The following is a 15,493-nucleotide window of genomic DNA, read 5'->3' as shown; positions in this document are numbered from 1 at the left end:
CATCCCTCAAAATAGTGACCGGTTGGTTTTGCAGAAGTTTAGACTTTTTTTGCCGCTGATCCTGCGGTTGGAAGGGGAACTGAACCGCTCTGTTGTCGACTCTAAATACGTATCGTAAAACGACCGCAGCAGACCGGAGCCAGCCATGCAGAACCTGCAACAGGTAGTGGATTTTCTCAAAGGCAATAACCTCATTCTGGCGACGGCCGAGTCCTGTACGGCCGGGCTCATGGCGTCGTTGGTGGCGGACATATCCGGCAGTGGGGCGGTCATGGAGTGCGGCTATGTGGTCTATGCCGTGCGCGCCAAGCGCGAGATGCTGAGTGTGAGTCTGGAAACCATCGATCGCTTCGGACTCACCAGCGAAGAGGTGGCGCGGGAGATGGCACTAGGCGCGTTGCAGCGCTGCGGTGCGGGCGTCACCCTGGCCAACACCGGGCTGGCGGAGGCAGAAGGTCCGATGGATGGGGTGGTGTGCTTCGCCTGCGCCATGATCATTGGTGGCGAGCAGCGTGTGCTCAGTGAAACCTGCAAATTCGATGGTGAACGCAACGCAGTACGCGAGCAGGCTGCTCGTCACGCCCTGCTGGCATTGGACAGGTATGTCAATGACCTGCGCAACCCCGCTATGACGCAGGGTTGAAGCCCTCACCAGAAACCTGCTGGGTGGCGCGCAGAGACCGCCGGCAGGGTCAGTGCGAAGCCGTCCCGGAACAGGCTGGCCAGCTGGGTATCGATGACCATGGCGTTGATCGAATCGATTCCACCGTCGAGCGCCTGGGTGGTGCCATCGGCGACAAAATACAGCACGTGATGTACGCATTGGCGTGCGGTATCGGCCTCAATGCGGTAGTGGCTGGCGTAGGGCTGATCGGTCGTCCTCACTTCCAGACAGAGTTCAGGTGGGCTGCCCGCCGTGTGCACCATGGCATCGAGGCCAGCCTGGCGGGCATTCAACGCCGCTTGCTCAAAGAGCGGCGCGGCTCGGGCCAATAGTGTTTCGCCATAGTGACGCAGGAACAGCTCGGTGGACAGCGGCGTAGCGGGGTCGGACATGGGGTATCTCCATGGTGGCCTGGCAGGGTTGTAAGAAGTTGGACCGGGAAATGGGTCGGGAGTTGTGACGGTTGGGATCGCGTGTTTCGTCGCTGGCAGAAAGGGGGCGATGCGGATGGGGGAACACCGTCCGCCTGGTGATTGGAAAATAAGGCGAACCTACGGGCCGGGGAGCCCTCCAACGACATAGGTGCAGCGCACCTGTATTTATAACCCTAACTGGAGGCCAGTCACATGACTCAACGTAAAGGTGGTAAAGGCAATTTTGCCGAAAACCCGCAACGTGCATCGGAAGCCGGCAGAAAGGGCGGTCAAGCCAGCGGTGGCAATTTCAAGAACAATCCGCAACGTGCTGCGGAAGCAGGACGCAAGGGTGGCCAGCAGAGCCGGCGCACCTGAGCGGTGTTGTGTTGAAGCGGGGGCTCCGGCCCCCGTTTTCTTTGGGCGGATGAAAAAATCAGCCCAATCTGGGCGGTAGCCGGACCAGGACTGCGCTGTTATGCTTCTTGCTTTATTTTCGCCCCGAGTGGGCAAGTCGAAGAGGTAAGCATGAAGCGGAATCTGCTGGCAGCCAGTGTTGCACTCAGCGTTATCACTTTGGTGGGTTGCAGTGAAAAGGAACCCGAACTCACCACGTCCATTCAGCAGGCGTCCTATGGCATCGGTCTGAACATGGGTCAGAGCCTGCTGCAGGATGGTCTGGAGGACATCGACACCCAGGCGCTCGCGCTGGGCATGGAAGATGCTCTGGCCGGGACCGAAGCCCGGGTCGGCGAGGAGGAACTGATGGCTGCCTTCGCCGAGTTGCAATCGCAAGCCGAAGAGCGTGCCACCAATCTGAGTACCGAGCAGCTCGAATCCAACACCAGCTTCCTGGCGGAGAATGCCAAGCGCGAAGGGGTGATCACCACGGAATCGGGCCTGCAGTATGAAGTGATCGAATCCGGCGCAGCCGACGGTGCTCAGCCGCAGGCCAGCGATGTGGTCTCGGTCCACTACGAAGGCAAGCTCACCGATGGTACCGTGTTCGACAGCTCCATCAGCCGTGGCGAGCCGGTCGATCTGCCGGTCAGCGGTGTTATTCCGGGTTGGGTCGAGGCACTGCAGCTGATGCGGGTCGGCGACAAGTGGAAGGTCACCATTCCCAGCGATCTGGCCTACGGTCCCGGCAGCCCCAGCCCGGTGATCCCGCCGAACTCCATTCTGGTTTTCGAAATGGAACTGTTGGGCATCCAGCAAGACGACGAGTAAGTCATAGGGTAACACCTGCCGAGGCCCGGAACAGAGATTGCGGGCCTCGGAGTGTTACCGTTATGCACATTCCACCGGTAACAGGCAAGCGACAATTTGCCTCCTTCCAGCATCTTTAACTGCTCCCGCAAGTACCTGTTTTTCAAGGTTTTTGTGGTTGGTTAAAAAACGTCCAGAGTGAGTCGAGGCGCATCTAACCGGGCATTTGCCCGCTTTGCTCAAGCCTTGTTCACAGACTTATCCACAGTAACTGTGGGTAACCTCGAATAAGCAGATCCTTAGCTGCGCCGAGCTGCCTTGGCACATCCCATCTTTTCAGTTCTACCTGGAGCTGCCCGTTCAACTAGATGAACATGCGCTCGGGCAGAGGCTGCACGTGGTTGGGGGATGGAGCTATATGGTGGGGCCATATGTCAGCTGCCTTGTCCGGCGGGGAGCCGGGTAAGGCAGCTGAATGGCCAGTCAGCGAGATGGCAGGAATATAAACGCGTTCCCTTAGCTGGCGCTGGCGACCTGTCGCTTGAGTTCCAGCAGATCAATCAGGATATGGCCGGTTTCCGCCAGGAAGGGATCGTTCTCATCGGTGCTCTCTTCCTCGGCCATGGGCGAGGGAATACCGGTGCCGTCCATCAGCGGATCTTCCTTGTCCAGCGCAGCCAGAGGCTCTTCGCCCAGCGCCTTGCGTCGGGTGTTTTCCATGGCCAGCAACTTGTCCTCGAACTCCTTCTGTTCGGTCCGGCGACGCTCTTCGTTCAGCGGCAGGTACTCGCGCTCCTGCATGGCGCGGTTCAGCTCGATGCGCGCCAGCGTATAAGCGAACTCAGGGTCATTGGCGGCCCGTGCCTTGTGTTTGTCGGTCAGCAGCGGAATGAACTGTTCCAGCCGGCTGTCGGCCTGGTAACGGGCTGCGGGAATGGTGTCCCAGGGCAGGGCGCGGGGCAGGCTGCTTTCGCCGATCTCCACGGTATCCAGCAGCGACGGGTAAGTAATGTCTGGCACCACGCCGCGATTCTGGGTGCTCTGGCCGGAGACCCGATAGAACTTGGCCAGGGTGAATTTCAGCTCGCCGTGATTCAGCGGCTGGATCGATTGTACCGTGCCCTTGCCGAAGGTCGGTTCACCAATCACCAGTGCCCGACCGTAATCCTGCATGGCGCCGGCGAAGATTTCCGACGCTGAAGCCGACAGCCGGTTGACGATGACTGCCATCGGTCCGCCGTAGGTGATACCGGCTTCGGGGTCGTCCAGCACCTGCACGTCGCCTTTGCTGTCACGTACCAGTACGGTTGGCCCCTTATCGATGAACAGGCCGGTCAGCTCGGTGGCTTCCTGCAGGGAGCCACCACCATTGTTGCGCAGGTCGAGCACGATGCCGTCGACTTCCTGTTCCTGCAGGTCGCTGAGCAGATGGCGCACATCGCGAGTGGTACTGCGGTAGTCCGGGTCGCCGCGGCGGTAGGCCTTGAAATCGATATAGAAGCCGGGGACTTCGATCACACCAATGCGGTAATCGTTACCCTGTTCGTTGAATTCCAGTACCGACGACTTGGCGGCCTGATCTTCGAGTTTCACCGCCTCGCGCACCAAGGCCACTTCGCGGCTGGTCATGTCACTGGGCGGGTTGCTGGCGGGAATCACTTCCAGGCGTACCGAGGAGCCTTTCGGGCCGCGGATCAGCTTGACCACCTCGTCCAGGCGCCAACCAACCACATCGACCATTTCACCCTGGTCCTGGGCAACACCGATGATGCGGTCAGCGGGGGCGAGCTGCTTGCTCTTCTCCGCAGGGCCGGCCGGCACCAGGCGGACGATCTTGGTATGGTCGTTGTCGCTCTGCAGGACCGCACCGATACCTTCCAGCGACAGGCTCATGTTGATGTCGAAATTTTCCGCATTGTCCGGAGACAGATACTGGGTATGCGGATCGTAGACCTGGGCCAGGGCATTGATGTAGTTCTGGAAGATGTCTTCGCTGCGAGTCTGGTACAGGCGTTTCTGAGCATTGAGATAACGCTTCTCCAGGAGCTCCTGAATGGAGTCCTGCTCGCGTCCGGCCAGTTTCAGGCGCAGCACTTCATCTTTGATCTGCTGCCGCCAGAGCACATGGAGTGCCTGTTGATCAGCAGGCCATTCGGCCTTCTCGCGGTCAATCAGGATGTTCTGGTCGCTGCTGAAATCCAGCTGGCCAATACCTTCGCGCAGCAATTGCAGGGCGTAGACCATACGCTGGTCGGCGCGCTGGATCTGCCGGGTATGCATGGCGAAACCGACGCTCAAATCACCGGCCAGCAGTAGATCGTCGAGCTTGTGGCGGTACTCTTCGAATGTGCTGATGTCGGCAGCGGTGAACAAGCTGCGCTGGGGGTCGAGCTGGCGCAGATAAGTGTCGAAGATCTCGCTGGACAGGGCGTCGTCCAGACTGATGCGGTTGTAGTGGTGACGGCGCAGCAGCTCAACGGTATTGAGGCTGGCAATCATCTGCTCGCGGGTCGGTTGCAGACTCTCCAGATCGAATATCGGCATTGCGCTGTCGGCTGTTTCTGCGGCGAAAGCGCTGGTGCCAAGGCTGAGCAGAGCAATCAGGCAGGATTTGCGCAAGATGTTGGAAACTGTCATCAAAGGTATCGTGTCCGGAGAGGTGAGGATATGCTTTAGTGCTCGACAGGGGCCCTAGGGTTCCCTTTTCAAACCGATTCGACTGATAACTATGGGGGCACCGTGAGAGGATTGCAAGCTGAAGCCGGGGTACTGAGCTGGCGTACGGAGGCGGCTGTAGCACTGGCGCCGGGGCAGGTTCGGGTACGTATTCGGGCCGCGGGAATCAATCGCGCGGACCTGTTGCAGAAGGCCGGAAACTACCCGCCGCCGCCCGGCGCTACGGACATTCTGGGCCTGGAATGTGCCGGTGAGGTGGTCGAGACCTGTGGCGACAGCCGCTGGTCCGTGGGCGACCGGGTCTGTGCCCTGTTGGCCGGTGGTGGCATGGCCGATGAAGTGGTGATCGACGGACGGCATCTGCTGCCGGTTCCCCAGGGTATGGGCTGGGAAGATGCGGCCGCGATTCCCGAGGTGTTCAGTACCGCCTGGTTGAACGTATTCGAGTTGGGCGCGGCGCAACCCGGTGAGAAGGTGCTGATCCACGCCGGCGCCAGTGGCGTGGGCACCGCCGCCATTCAGTTATGCAAGGCCTTCGACAATCCCTGCTGGGTCACCCTGGGTAGCCAGGAAAAACTGGACACCTGCAAGGCACTGGGCGCCCAGGGCGGCGTGCTGCGCCATGAAGGCATCAGCGGGCTCAAGGCAGATGGGCCGTTTGATGTGGTCTTGGACCCGGTGGGCGCCAATTACGCCTCGGATCATCTCGATCTGCTGGCGCTGGACGGTCGCTGGGTGATGATTGGTCTGATGGGTGGACGCCAGGCTGAGCTGGATCTGGCGAAGGTGCTGGTCAAGCGCCTGCAGCTCACCGGCTCGACCCTGCGTACCCGCAGCGCCGACTTCAAGGCCGGATTGCTGGCGCGTATGGAAGAGCGTCTGTGGCCGCTGTTCGAAACGGGGCAATTGAAGCCGTTGGTGGCCAAGACCTACTCATTCGAGCAGGCCGAGGAAGCCTTTGCCGAGCTGGCCAAGGATCAGATTGTTGGCAAGATCGTGTTGGTGAGCGGGCAAGTCTAGCGCCGCACCCAGACGCCATGCTCCCGAGGGGCGTGGTGTTTGGAGGGTCGAGATGGATTTCGGCCCTCCCACATTAAAGGTGCAAACAACCTGGATGTTATACCCGCTCGCAATCCAGAAACGCGGTCAGCACCTTCTGCAAATACGCCACATCCCTGACCCCCGCCAGCTCTCGAATAGAGTGCATGGCGAAGGTCGGTGCGCCGATATCCACGGTGCGTACACCCAGGCGGCTGGAGGTGATCGGGCCGATGGTGCTGCCACAGCCCATGTCGCTGCGTACCACGAAGCTCTGCACCGGTACATCCACCTGCTGGCACAGGTGGCGGAACAGGGCAGCGGTTTCGCTGGTAGTGGCGTAGCGCTGGTTGCTGTTGATCTTGATTACCGGGCCGGCATTGAGTTGCGGGCCGTGGTTGCCGTCGTGGCGATCGGCGTAATTGGGATGGATGGCGTGGGCGTTGTCCGCCGAGACCAGTACCGAGCGCTGGATGGTGCGGATGCGCTCGCTTTCATCCGGCAGCAGCCGTGCCAGTACATCTTCCAGGAACGGCCCATCGGCACCGCAGGCCGAACTGGAGCCGACCTCTTCATGGTCAGTGCAGACCAGCAGGCAGGCCTGCTTGCCATCACTGCGCAACAGGGCTTCGAGGCCGGCGTGACAGGACAACAGATTATCCAGGCGTGCAGCGGCCAGGAAATCGCCGTCCAGCCCGATTACCCTCGGGGGCTGGGTGTCATAGAAGCTGAGCTCGTAATCCAGCACCTGCAATGGCTCCCGCTCGGGATATTGCTGGGTCAGTTCATTGGCGAGCAGCGCCCGCAGATCGCGATTGGGTTCGATGCCATGGGCCAGTACCGGCGGCAGATCGGTCTGCGCATTGACCGCGAAACCGCCGTTGACGTCCCGGTTCAGGTGAATCGCCAGGTTGGGGATGACAGCGATGGGGCGCTGGAAGTCGAGCAGCAGATTATGCAGTTGGCCGCCACTATCCCGGCAAGTCACCCGGCCGGCCAGCGACAGGTCACGGTCGAACCACGGCGCCAGCAGCGCACCGCCATAGACTTCTACGCCCAATTGCCACAAGCCGTGGCGAGTCAACTCCGGCTGCGGCTTGACCCGCAGACAGGGGCTGTCAGTGTGCGCGCCGATCATTCTGATGCCGTTGCGCAGGGCATTGGACTGCCCCAGGCTGAAGGCGATCAGCGATGACTGGTTGCGCAGCACGAAATAGCGCCCGCCGTCGGCCAGCGTCCATTCATCCCGTTCATCCAGTTCCTGATAACCGGCAGCTTGCAGGCGCTCGGCCAGGCTGCGGGCGGCATGAAAAGGGGTGGGAGAAGACTGGATGAAGTCCGCGAGGGACTGACTGGCATTATCGGGCGTCATGGATACTCCTGTACGTCAGAATGGGGCAGGGCAATCGAAGGTCAGGCGCTCGCCACTCTGCGGATGATTTATTTCCAGGCGGGCCGCGTGCAGTGCCAGGCGCGGGCAGGCAGCCAATGCCGCCTCATGGGCGTACAAACGATCGCCCAACAGCGGATGGCCGATGCTCAGCATGTGCACCCGCAGCTGGTGCGAGCGACCGGTGATGGGCGTCAGTTCCACCCGGCAATGCTCGGCATGGCGCTCCAGTACTCGCCAAAAGGTCTGCGCCGGCTTGCCCTGCTCATGGTCGACGATGTGCCGTGGCTTGTTGGGCGGATCATAGCGCAAAGGCAGGTCGATGTGCCCGGCGTCCGCTTCGGGCTGGCCCCAGCACAGGGCGATATAGGTCTTGCCGGTCTCGCGATCCTGGAACTGACGCGACAGTTCGCGGTGGCTGTCCGGGTCGCGGGCAATCACCAGGATACCGGAGGTTTCCCAGTCCAGTCGGTGCACGATGCGGGCTTCGGGGTAGCCGTTTTCCTGCAGGCGGGTAATCAGGCAGTCCTTGTTATCTTCGGCGCGGCCGGGGACGGACAACAGCAGGGTAGGTTTGTTGACGATCAGAAAAGCCGGATCCTCATGGAGGATACCGATATGGGTCAGGGGCATGGGGTAACCACGGTGCCGCCTGGCGGCGGCACCTGTCTGTTAGCGTTCGGGCAGGGTGATGTTGAGTTCCAGGATCGAGCAGTCATCCTGGTTATCCAGAGCGACATGCACCTGATCACGGTCGATCGGTACGTACTTGCTGATCACGTCGATGATTTCCTGCTGCAGCTGCGGCAGGTAATCGGGTTGACTGCGCTGGCCACGCTCATGGGCAACGATGATCTGCAGGCGCTCCTTGGCCACCGAGGCCGCGGAATCCTGTTTCTTCTTGCGGCTGAAGTAATCAAAAAGACTCATCGTCATCCTCCGAACAGGCGCTTGAGCAGCCCTTTCTTCTGAGCTTCGAGGAAGCGGTGGGGCACTTCCTTGCCAAGCAGGCGTTCGACGGCATCACTGTAGGCCTGACCGGCATCACTCTTGTCATCCATGATCACCGGGATACCCTGGTTGGACGCCTTGAGCACAGCCTGGGATTCGGGAATCACCCCCAACAGCGGGATCGACAGAATGTCCTCGACATCGCTGACCGAGAGCATTTCGCCATTCTCGACGCGCTCCGGGCTGTAGCGGGTCAGCAGCAGGTGTTCCTTGATCTTCTCGCCCTGTTCGGAGCGGCGCGACTTGCTCGACAGCAGGCCGAGCATGCGGTCGGAGTCGCGCACGGAAGAGACTTCCGGGTTGGTCACGACAATGGCCTCATCGGCGAAGTACATCGCCAGGTGGGCGCCTTTCTCGATACCGGCCGGGGAATCGCAGACGATGAAATCGAAGGTTTCCTTGAGCTGGTCGAGCACACCCTGGACCCCTTCCTGGGTCAGTGCGTCCTTGTCCCGGGTCTGGGAGGCAGGAAGGATGTACAGATTGTCGGAGCGCTTGTCCTTGATCAGCGTCTGATTGAGGTTCGAGTCGCCGTTGATCAGGTTGACGAAGTCATAGACTACGCGACGCTCGCAACCCATGATCAGGTCGAGGTTACGCAAACCTACGTCGAAATCGACGATGACTGTCTTGTATCCACGCAGAGCGAGTCCGGTACCGATGGCAGCGCTGGTAGTGGTTTTACCAACGCCCCCCTTGCCTGAGGTAATGACTAGGATCTTTGCCAAAATGACCTTCCTGACTGATCTTGAATTTGATTGTTAGGGTGCACCGGACAACCGGTGTTGCGTGCCATGTGTCCCGGCCTGCCTGGGACGCTCGCGATCGGCGTTGAGCCGCGGCTCATGGGCGTCCCGAATGGCTGAACAGTATCTGTCAAAGGGCTGCTATCTTCAAGATGTCACCTTCGAGTGATATCTGTACCGCCTCTTTCCATTGTTGCCGCCGCAGGTCCTCGGCCACCTTGTATTGCCCTGCCACTGACACCAGTTCGGCCTCCAGCGACTGGCAGAAAATGCGTGCCCTGGTGTCGCCTCTTACTCCCGCCAGGGCTCTGCCACGCAGCGGGCCATAGACGTGGATGTGCCCATCGGCAAGCAGCTCCGAGCCGGCACTGACCGGTGCCAGCACGACAAGGTCGCCGCCGCGGGCATAGACCTGCTGCCCGGAGCGCACCGGCTCGGTTATCACCCGGGTCGGCGTGGTATCTGCCGGCTGGGGTGCGGACACCGGAGCGGCCTCCGCTTGTTGGGCAACAGGTTGCGGCGCAGGTTCCGGCGCTTCGATTATTTTGTCACGGTTGCGTCCCGGAGGCAGCAGCACCAGGCTGGCCTGCTGCGCGAGCGGGCGAAACTGTTCGGCGCCACGCAGGGCTACCGGTTGCAGGCCATGATCCCGACAGATCCGCAGCAGCGCGATCAGCCCGGAGATATCCAGGTTATCGTCCAGTTTTTCCAGACTGATCAACACCGGCGTGTCCTGGAAGAAATTCGGCGCCTGTTCGACCTTCTCCGCCAGCTGTATGGCGAAGCGTTGTGGGGCCAGGTGAACCAGCTCCAACACTGTCATGGTCAGCATGCCGCCCTTCAGTTGGAAGACAGGGTCGGTATCGAGCAGGTCCAGATTTGTTTCAGAAGTCATGGCAGATCCATAGAGCGTTTGGTGGGCACACTTATATAGCCTGACATGTCCGACGGCAAGCCGAAACCGGTAACGGATCAGCCCGGCGCTTTGAGCCTGCGGTTTCCCATCTGGCAGGCGGCTTGGGTAGAATGGCTTTTTTTCAAACTATGGTTGTCTGATGACTCGTCCCGGTTTCAAAGCGGCATTGCTGCATCCACGTTATTGGCCCATGTGGCTTGGGCTGGGCCTGTTGTGGCTGGTGATCCACCTGCCGTTTGCCGTATTGCTGAAGCTGGGGCGTATGCTCGGCTGGGGTATGTATCATCTGATGCGTGAGCGTCGGGAAATCGCCCGCATCAACCTGGAGCTGTGCTTTCCGCAGTGGAGCGCGGAACAGCGTACCCGGGTGCTGCGCGAGAACTTCGCATCCAACGGCATCGCTCTGTTCGAGATGGCCATCGCCTGGTGGTGGCCGCCGCGGCGATTGGCGAAGCTGGCGCAGATCGAGGGGTTGGAGCATCTGCAGCAGGCCGCTGCGGCCGGGCAGGGCGTGGTGCTGATGTCGCTGCATTTCACCACCCTGGAAATCGGTGCGGCATTGCTCGGCCAGCGGGCGACGATCGACGGGATGTACCGCGAGCACCGCAACGCCGCCTTCGATTATGTCCAGCGGCGCGGGCGCGAGCGGCACAATGCCGATGCCATCGCCGTGGAGCGCGAGGATGTGCGCAGCATGCTCAAGTCGCTGCGCAAGGGTCGGGGGATCTGGTATGCACCGGATCAGGATTACGGTCGCAAGGCCAGTGTGTTCGTACCGCTGTTCGGTATCCCGGCCGCGACCGTCACCGCCACTGCTACCTTCGCCCGGCTGGGCAAGGCTCGGGTGGTGCCCTTTACCCAGACCCGCCTGCCCGGGGCCCAGGGCTATCGGCTGACCGTGCACCCGCCGCTGGCGAACTTCCCTCAGGGTGATGAAGAAGCCGATGCGCTGCGCATCAATCAATGGGTGGAGCAGGAGATTCTGCGCCAGCCCGAGCAGTACATGTGGGTGCACCGACGCTTCAAGACCCGCCCGGAAGGCGAAGCGCGCCCCTATCCCAAGCGCCAGCGCAGGCGGCGCAAGCGCAAGAGTCGCAACTGATGCTGCAGGCCGGACCGGGCAGGGATGATTGTCTGGCGCTGATCCTTTCCGGCGGCGGTGCCCGGGCAGCCTATCAGGTCGGTGTGATGGCAGCGATTGCCGAGCTGACGCCGCAGCACACGCCGAACCCGTTCCCGATCATCTGCGGTACCTCTGCCGGGGCAATCAACGCCCTGGCGTTGGCGACCCATGCCGGTAATCTGCATTCGGCAGTAGAGAGCATGTTGGAGGTCTGGTCGGAGTTTCGCAGTCATCATGTGATGCGGACCGACTGGCCGGGGCTGTTGGCACAGGCCTGGCGCTGGAGCCGCACCAACCTGCTCGGCAGCGCTGCCGGAGAGGCGACTACCGCGCTGCTGGACAATCGGCCGCTGCGGCGCCTGCTGGAGGCGCGCATGCGTTTCGGCTGCATCGAAGAGGCGTTGCAGGCGGGCCAGTTGCGGGCAATTTCAGTCAGCGCCTTCGATTACCGCAGCTCGCAGTCGGTGTACTTCTATCAGGGGCGTGAGCGGATCACGCCGTGGCGGCGACACCGGCGCATCGGTGTACAGACCCGGCTGGGGTTGGATCATCTGATGGCCTCCACGGCGATCCCGCTGCTGTTTCCGCCGGTCCTGCTCAACCGCGCCTGGTACGGCGATGGTGCGGTGCGCCAGCAGTCGCCATTGAGCCCGGCTCTGCATCTGGGGGCGAACAAGGTCCTCGTGATCGGCGTGACCCATCATGGTCAGACACCGGCGGCTGGTCAGCCCAGCCCGGTGTTACAGACACCGGCGCCGCCCAGCCTGGCGCAGCTGGGCGGGCATCTTCTGCACAGTACCTTTATCGATAATCTGGAAACCGATCTGGAGCAGCTGGAGCGGATGAATCGCCTGGCCGCCTACCAGCCGTTCGCCATGCGCAGCGGCGACCATGGCGTGCGGCATGTGGATGTGCTGGTGATCTCACCCAGCGAGCCAGTGGACCTGATTGCCGCCCGCCACCGGGCCGCATTGCCGGCCGGGCTGCGCCTGTTCCTGCGCGGCAGTGGCGCGACCCGCTCCTCAGGCAGTGACCTGTTGAGTTATCTGCTGTTCGAAGCGGAATACTGCAATGAGTTGATCGCCCTGGGGCGCCGCGATGCGCTGGCGCAGGCGGATGATCTGCGGCGGTTTCTGGGGTTTGCGGAGACCGGAGCAAGCACGACACACGGCCAGCTGTAGACGCCCCGAGGCGGGAGTGGTGTTGGTGGGAGCGGCTTTGGCCGCGAAGCTGTTCCGCCAGCCTGCTCGCGGGCACGCCCCGCTCCCACATATTGTGGGCGGTTAGCCCACTACCAGAATGCGCAGCGCATCCAATCGGATTTTCGCTTGGTGCAGGACTTCCACGCCGCGTTGACGCTGTTGCTCGAGAGCGTCGATCTCGCTCTGGCGCACCAGCGGGTTGACCTGCTGCAGCGCCTTGAGGCGATTGATTTCCTCGTCCAGGTCGGTAGTGAAGCGGGTCGAGGCCTGTTCCACCAGCTCGGCATGCTGCATATCGGCGAGCGCCTCGGCACGATCCAGCAGGCGTTCGACCTCGTCGCGCTGGGTCTTGGCAATCTTGCTGGCCAGGTGCTTGGGCAAGCCGTCGATCTGCGCTTCCAGAGTTTCGAATGCAACCTTGGATGCCAGGTCATTGCCACTGATATCCAGCAGGCAGCGTACCGGGGTCGGTGGCAGATAGCGCTGCAGTTGCAGCGCACGCGGACCAATCGCTTCGCTGACGAACAGGCATTCCAGCAGCATGGTGCCGGGTTTCAAGGCCTTGTTCTTCAGCAGCGCTACCGAGCTGTTGCCCATGCTGCCGGACAGCACCAGATCCATGCCGCCCTGCAGCATGGGATGTTCCCAGGTGATGAACTGCATGTCCTCGCGAGACAGCGCAGTGTCGCGATCATAGGTGATGGTCACGCCTTCGTCGTCACCCAGCGGGAAGCCGGCATCGAGCATGCGCTCGCCGGGGCGCAGTACCAGAGCGTTGTCCGAGTGGTCTTCGCTATCGATACCGAACACGTCGAACAGCCGTTCCATGTAGATCGGCAGCTGGATATCCCGGCCCTGCTTCTCAATAGTGTCGATCAGGCGCTGGGCCTCGCCGGTATGACCGCGCGAATGCAACTCCAGCAGGCGGTCGCGGCCGTTGTGCAGTTCCGCTTCGAGTGCGGCGCGTGCTTGCTGTGCGCTGGTGATCAGCGCCTGCCATTGCTCGTCCTGCGGTTGTTCCAGCTGTTGCTGGAGCGCTGCGCCGTATTCCTGCTGGAGCGCGTTGCCAGTCGGGCAGGTGGCGCGGAAGGCGTTGAGCGCCTGATCGTACCACTGGAACAGCCGCTGCTGGGCGGTGCCTTCCAGATAGGGCACATGCAGTTGGATGACATTCTTCTGGCCGATCCGATCGAGGCGACCAATGCGCTGTTCCAGCAGATCGGGGTGCGCCGGCAGGTCGAACATGACCAGATGATGAGCGAACTGGAAGTTGCGTCCCTCGCTGCCGATTTCCGAGCAGATCATTACCTGGGCGCCGAATTCCTCGTCGGCAAAGAAGGCGGCGGCGCGGTCGCGCTCTATGATGCTCATGCCCTGGTGGAACACGGTGGCGGGGATGCCGCTGCGGATACGCAGGGCATCGTTCACGTCCAGCGCCGTTTCGGCGTGGGCGCAGATCACCAGTACCTTGGCATGCTTGAGCATCTTCAGGGTATCGATCAGCCAGTCGACACGGGGGTCGTCCTGCCACCAGGCGGTTTCCGCCGGCTCGAACTCATCCTGCAGGCCGACTTCCGGATACAGCGTGTCGCACCCGGCAAGATCCTGGTAGAGCGCCGGGCAGGGCAGCGGATAGGCGTGCAACTCGCGCTCGGGGAAGCCGCTGATCACCGCACGGGTGTTGCGGTACAGCACGCGGCCGGTGCCGTGGCGGTCGAGCAACTGGCGGACCAGGCTGCGGCGCGCCTCGGCTGCGGCCTCTCCACCGGCCTGCACTGCATCGAGCAGGGACTCGGCGCTGTCACCCAGCCATTGGCTGATGACCTGGCGGTTGGCCGCGGCCAGTTCCTCGGTATCCAGTAATTGTTGCACGGCTTCGGCTACCGGCTGATAACGGGCGGTCTCGTCGCGGAAGGCCTGCAGGTCGTGGAAACGGTCCGGATCAAGCAGGCGCAGGCGGGCAAAGTGGCTGGCCTGGCCGAGCTGTTCCGGCGTGGCGGTCAACAACAGTACAGCGGGGATCTGGCCGGCCAGTTGCTCCACCAGATTGTATTCGGGGCTGGCCGCCTCTTCATGCCAGACCAGGTGGTGGGCTTCGTCCACTACCAGCAGATCCCAGTCACTGGCCTGCAGCCACTGAGCGGCCTTGTCGTCTTCCAGCAGGAATTCCAGTGACACCAGGGCCAGCTGTTCTTCCTCGAAGGGGTTTTCTTCGGCACCCGCACAGCGGTCGCTGTTGAACAGGGCGAAACGCAGGTTGAAGCGGCGCAGCATCTCGACCAGCCACTGATGCTGCAGGTTTTCCGGTACCACGATCAGCACCCGGCGCACCCGGCCAGTCTGGATCTGGCGATGAATGACCAGGCCGGCCTCGATGGTCTTGCCCAGGCCTACTTCGTCGGCCAGCAGTACGCGTGGGGCGACGCGGTCGGCAACATCCCGGGCGATATGCAGCTGATGAGCGATCGGCTGGGTGCGAACCCCGGCCAGGCCCAGCAGTGCCGAGCGCTGGATGCGGCAATAATGGCGCAGGCTCTCATAGCGCAGGCCGAACCAGGGCAGGGGGTCGATCTGGCTGGCGAACAGGCGGTCGCTGGCCAGCCGGAACTGAATGAAGTTGTCCAGCATGGTTTCGGCGAATTCGGCGCTGCTGCCGTCGTCGCGCAATCCGCGATAATGCAACAGGCCGTCTTTCTCGGTCACGTCGCTGACCGTCAGGCTCCAACCCTCATGATGGGTGATGCTGTCGCCAGGGCTGAATCGCACACGGGTCAGCGGAGCATTGCGCATGGCATAGTGGCGGGTCTCGCCGCTGGCAGTGAAGAGCATGACTACCAACCGGCCATCCTGTGATAACACCGTACCCAGTCCCAGTTCCGATTCGCTGTCACTGACCCAGCGTTGCCCCGGGGTAAATACTGTCATGCCTCACTCCTGCCCATGCGTAAAGGGCGCATATGGTACCCGATACCGGAGTGCTCACAAACCGTTGATGGCATGGTTTATTTCCGCACCGATCGGCGTCGGGCTGATAGCAGAAATATCGTTCTGTGATGTGCTGCGCATTGCATGCAGTAAAAAACCGCCTTTGACGGCCGATAACAT

General features: G+C 61.7%; 15 protein-coding genes. 6 read left to right on the top strand and 9 right to left on the bottom strand.

Going from position 1 to position 15,493, the window contains the following annotated elements; all coding sequences use genetic code 11:
- Positions 1-145 precede the first annotated feature (145 nt).
- The gene (locus tag DHB74_RS08590; protein ID WP_036990562.1) at positions 146-643 is read left to right on the top strand and encodes a CinA family protein; all 498 of its coding nucleotides are present in this window, start codon (positions 146-148) and stop codon (positions 641-643) included.
- A gap of 5 nt (positions 644-648) precedes the next feature.
- On the opposite strand, the gene DHB74_RS08585 is transcribed toward DHB74_RS08590, so the two are convergent.
- A complete protein-coding gene (locus DHB74_RS08585) occupies positions 649-1,056 on the bottom strand; it encodes a hypothetical protein (RefSeq protein ID WP_036990561.1) in 408 nt (135 codons plus the stop codon).
- Between the two features lie 234 nt (positions 1,057-1,290).
- Here DHB74_RS08585 and DHB74_RS08580 point away from each other — a divergent pair, with 234 nt between their 5' ends.
- Positions 1,291-1,455 carry a con-10 family general stress protein gene (locus DHB74_RS08580; protein WP_036990560.1) on the top strand — a complete coding sequence of 55 codons (165 nt, stop codon included), beginning with the start codon at positions 1,291-1,293 and terminating at the stop codon, positions 1,453-1,455.
- A gap of 150 nt (positions 1,456-1,605) precedes the next feature.
- Positions 1,606-2,307: a BamJ family beta-barrel-assembly machinery protein gene (gene bamJ, locus DHB74_RS08575; RefSeq protein ID WP_136869311.1), complete on the top strand. Its 702-nt coding sequence runs from the start codon at positions 1,606-1,608 to the stop codon at positions 2,305-2,307.
- A 495-nt stretch (positions 2,308-2,802) separates the two neighbouring features.
- Here bamJ and DHB74_RS08570 read toward each other — a convergent pair whose 3' ends face one another.
- Positions 2,803-4,923, bottom strand: coding sequence for a carboxy terminal-processing peptidase (locus DHB74_RS08570; protein WP_036990558.1), 2,121 nt, complete (start codon positions 4,921-4,923; stop codon positions 2,803-2,805).
- Between the two features lie 102 nt (positions 4,924-5,025).
- On the opposite strand from DHB74_RS08570, the gene DHB74_RS08565 reads away from it, so the two are divergent.
- A complete protein-coding gene (locus tag DHB74_RS08565) occupies positions 5,026-5,982 on the top strand; it encodes an NAD(P)H-quinone oxidoreductase (protein ID WP_499161211.1) in 957 nt (318 codons plus the stop codon).
- A 97-nt stretch (positions 5,983-6,079) separates the two neighbouring features.
- Here DHB74_RS08565 and DHB74_RS08560 read toward each other — a convergent pair whose 3' ends face one another.
- The 5 genes from DHB74_RS08560 to minC form a co-directional block, all read right to left on the bottom strand.
- Positions 6,080-7,372, bottom strand: coding sequence for a M18 family aminopeptidase (locus DHB74_RS08560; protein ID WP_499161210.1), 1,293 nt, complete (start codon positions 7,370-7,372; stop codon positions 6,080-6,082).
- A 15-nt stretch (positions 7,373-7,387) separates the two neighbouring features.
- Positions 7,388-8,023 (bottom strand): RluA family pseudouridine synthase, encoded by a 636-nt coding sequence (locus DHB74_RS08555; RefSeq protein WP_074780398.1) that lies wholly within the window; start codon positions 8,021-8,023, stop codon positions 7,388-7,390.
- Between the two features lie 39 nt (positions 8,024-8,062).
- Positions 8,063-8,320, bottom strand: a complete 258-nt coding sequence (gene minE / locus DHB74_RS08550; RefSeq protein ID WP_090273353.1) for a cell division topological specificity factor MinE — start codon at positions 8,318-8,320, stop codon at positions 8,063-8,065.
- Positions 8,321-8,322: 2 nt separating this feature from the next.
- A complete protein-coding gene (gene minD, locus DHB74_RS08545) occupies positions 8,323-9,129 on the bottom strand; it encodes a septum site-determining protein MinD (RefSeq protein ID WP_036990553.1) in 807 nt (268 codons plus the stop codon).
- A gap of 148 nt (positions 9,130-9,277) precedes the next feature.
- Positions 9,278-10,042 carry a septum site-determining protein MinC gene (gene minC / locus DHB74_RS08540; RefSeq protein WP_036990552.1) on the bottom strand — a complete coding sequence of 255 codons (765 nt, stop codon included), beginning with the start codon at positions 10,040-10,042 and terminating at the stop codon, positions 9,278-9,280.
- Positions 10,043-10,202: 160 nt separating this feature from the next.
- Here minC and DHB74_RS08535 point away from each other — a divergent pair, with 160 nt between their 5' ends.
- Both DHB74_RS08535 and DHB74_RS08530 read left to right on the top strand, forming a co-directional pair.
- Complete coding sequence (locus DHB74_RS08535) at positions 10,203-11,165, top strand: lipid A biosynthesis lauroyl acyltransferase (RefSeq protein ID WP_499161209.1); 963 nt, start codon at positions 10,203-10,205, stop codon at positions 11,163-11,165.
- Positions 11,165-12,367, top strand: a complete 1,203-nt coding sequence (locus tag DHB74_RS08530) for a patatin-like phospholipase family protein (protein ID WP_499161208.1) — start codon at positions 11,165-11,167, stop codon at positions 12,365-12,367. The genes DHB74_RS08535 and DHB74_RS08530 overlap by 1 nt, the downstream gene beginning before the upstream one ends.
- A 102-nt stretch (positions 12,368-12,469) precedes the next feature.
- Here the strand turns inward: DHB74_RS08530 and rapA are convergent, their stop codons facing one another.
- Both rapA and DHB74_RS08520 read right to left on the bottom strand, forming a co-directional pair.
- Entirely contained in the window at positions 12,470-15,313 is a 2,844-nt protein-coding gene (rapA, locus tag DHB74_RS08525) for an RNA polymerase-associated protein RapA (protein ID WP_499161207.1), read from the bottom strand.
- Positions 15,314-15,367: 54 nt separating this feature from the next.
- Positions 15,368-15,493: a hypothetical protein gene (locus tag DHB74_RS08520; protein WP_280165467.1), complete on the bottom strand. Its 126-nt coding sequence runs from the start codon at positions 15,491-15,493 to the stop codon at positions 15,368-15,370.

This window comes from Pseudomonas sp. G11-1 (assembly GCF_024031555.1).
Taxonomy (GTDB): domain Bacteria; phylum Pseudomonadota; class Gammaproteobacteria; order Pseudomonadales; family Pseudomonadaceae; genus Halopseudomonas; species Halopseudomonas bauzanensis.
Note: the sequence above shows the minus strand (reverse complement) of the source record. Positions and strands in the feature narration are given on the sequence as shown.

Bases quoted from the DNA above. Each gene is read 5' to 3' on its own strand.
- DHB74_RS08570 (WP_036990558.1), bottom strand. From the start codon at position 4,923: ATGACAGTTTCCAACATCTTGCGCAAATCCTGCCTGATTGCTCTGCTC.
- bamJ (WP_136869311.1), top strand. From the start codon at position 1,606: ATGAAGCGGAATCTGCTGGCAGCCAGTGTTGCACTCAGCGTTATCACT.
- DHB74_RS08560 (WP_499161210.1), bottom strand. From the start codon at position 7,372: ATGACGCCCGATAATGCCAGTCAGTCCCTCGCGGACTTCATCCAGTCT.
- rapA (WP_499161207.1), bottom strand. From the start codon at position 15,313: ATGACAGTATTTACCCCGGGGCAACGCTGGGTCAGTGACAGCGAATCG.
- DHB74_RS08555 (WP_074780398.1), bottom strand. From the start codon at position 8,023: ATGCCCCTGACCCATATCGGTATCCTCCATGAGGATCCGGCTTTTCTG.
- DHB74_RS08590 (WP_036990562.1), top strand. From the start codon at position 146: ATGCAGAACCTGCAACAGGTAGTGGATTTTCTCAAAGGCAATAACCTC.
- DHB74_RS08520 (WP_280165467.1), bottom strand. From the start codon at position 15,493: ATGTTATCGGCCGTCAAAGGCGGTTTTTTACTGCATGCAATGCGCAGC.
- minE (WP_090273353.1), bottom strand. From the start codon at position 8,320: ATGAGTCTTTTTGATTACTTCAGCCGCAAGAAGAAACAGGATTCCGCG.
- minC (WP_036990552.1), bottom strand. From the start codon at position 10,042: ATGACTTCTGAAACAAATCTGGACCTGCTCGATACCGACCCTGTCTTC.
- DHB74_RS08535 (WP_499161209.1), top strand. From the start codon at position 10,203: ATGACTCGTCCCGGTTTCAAAGCGGCATTGCTGCATCCACGTTATTGG.
- DHB74_RS08530 (WP_499161208.1), top strand. From the start codon at position 11,165: ATGCTGCAGGCCGGACCGGGCAGGGATGATTGTCTGGCGCTGATCCTT.
- DHB74_RS08580 (WP_036990560.1), top strand. From the start codon at position 1,291: ATGACTCAACGTAAAGGTGGTAAAGGCAATTTTGCCGAAAACCCGCAA.
- DHB74_RS08585 (WP_036990561.1), bottom strand. From the start codon at position 1,056: ATGTCCGACCCCGCTACGCCGCTGTCCACCGAGCTGTTCCTGCGTCAC.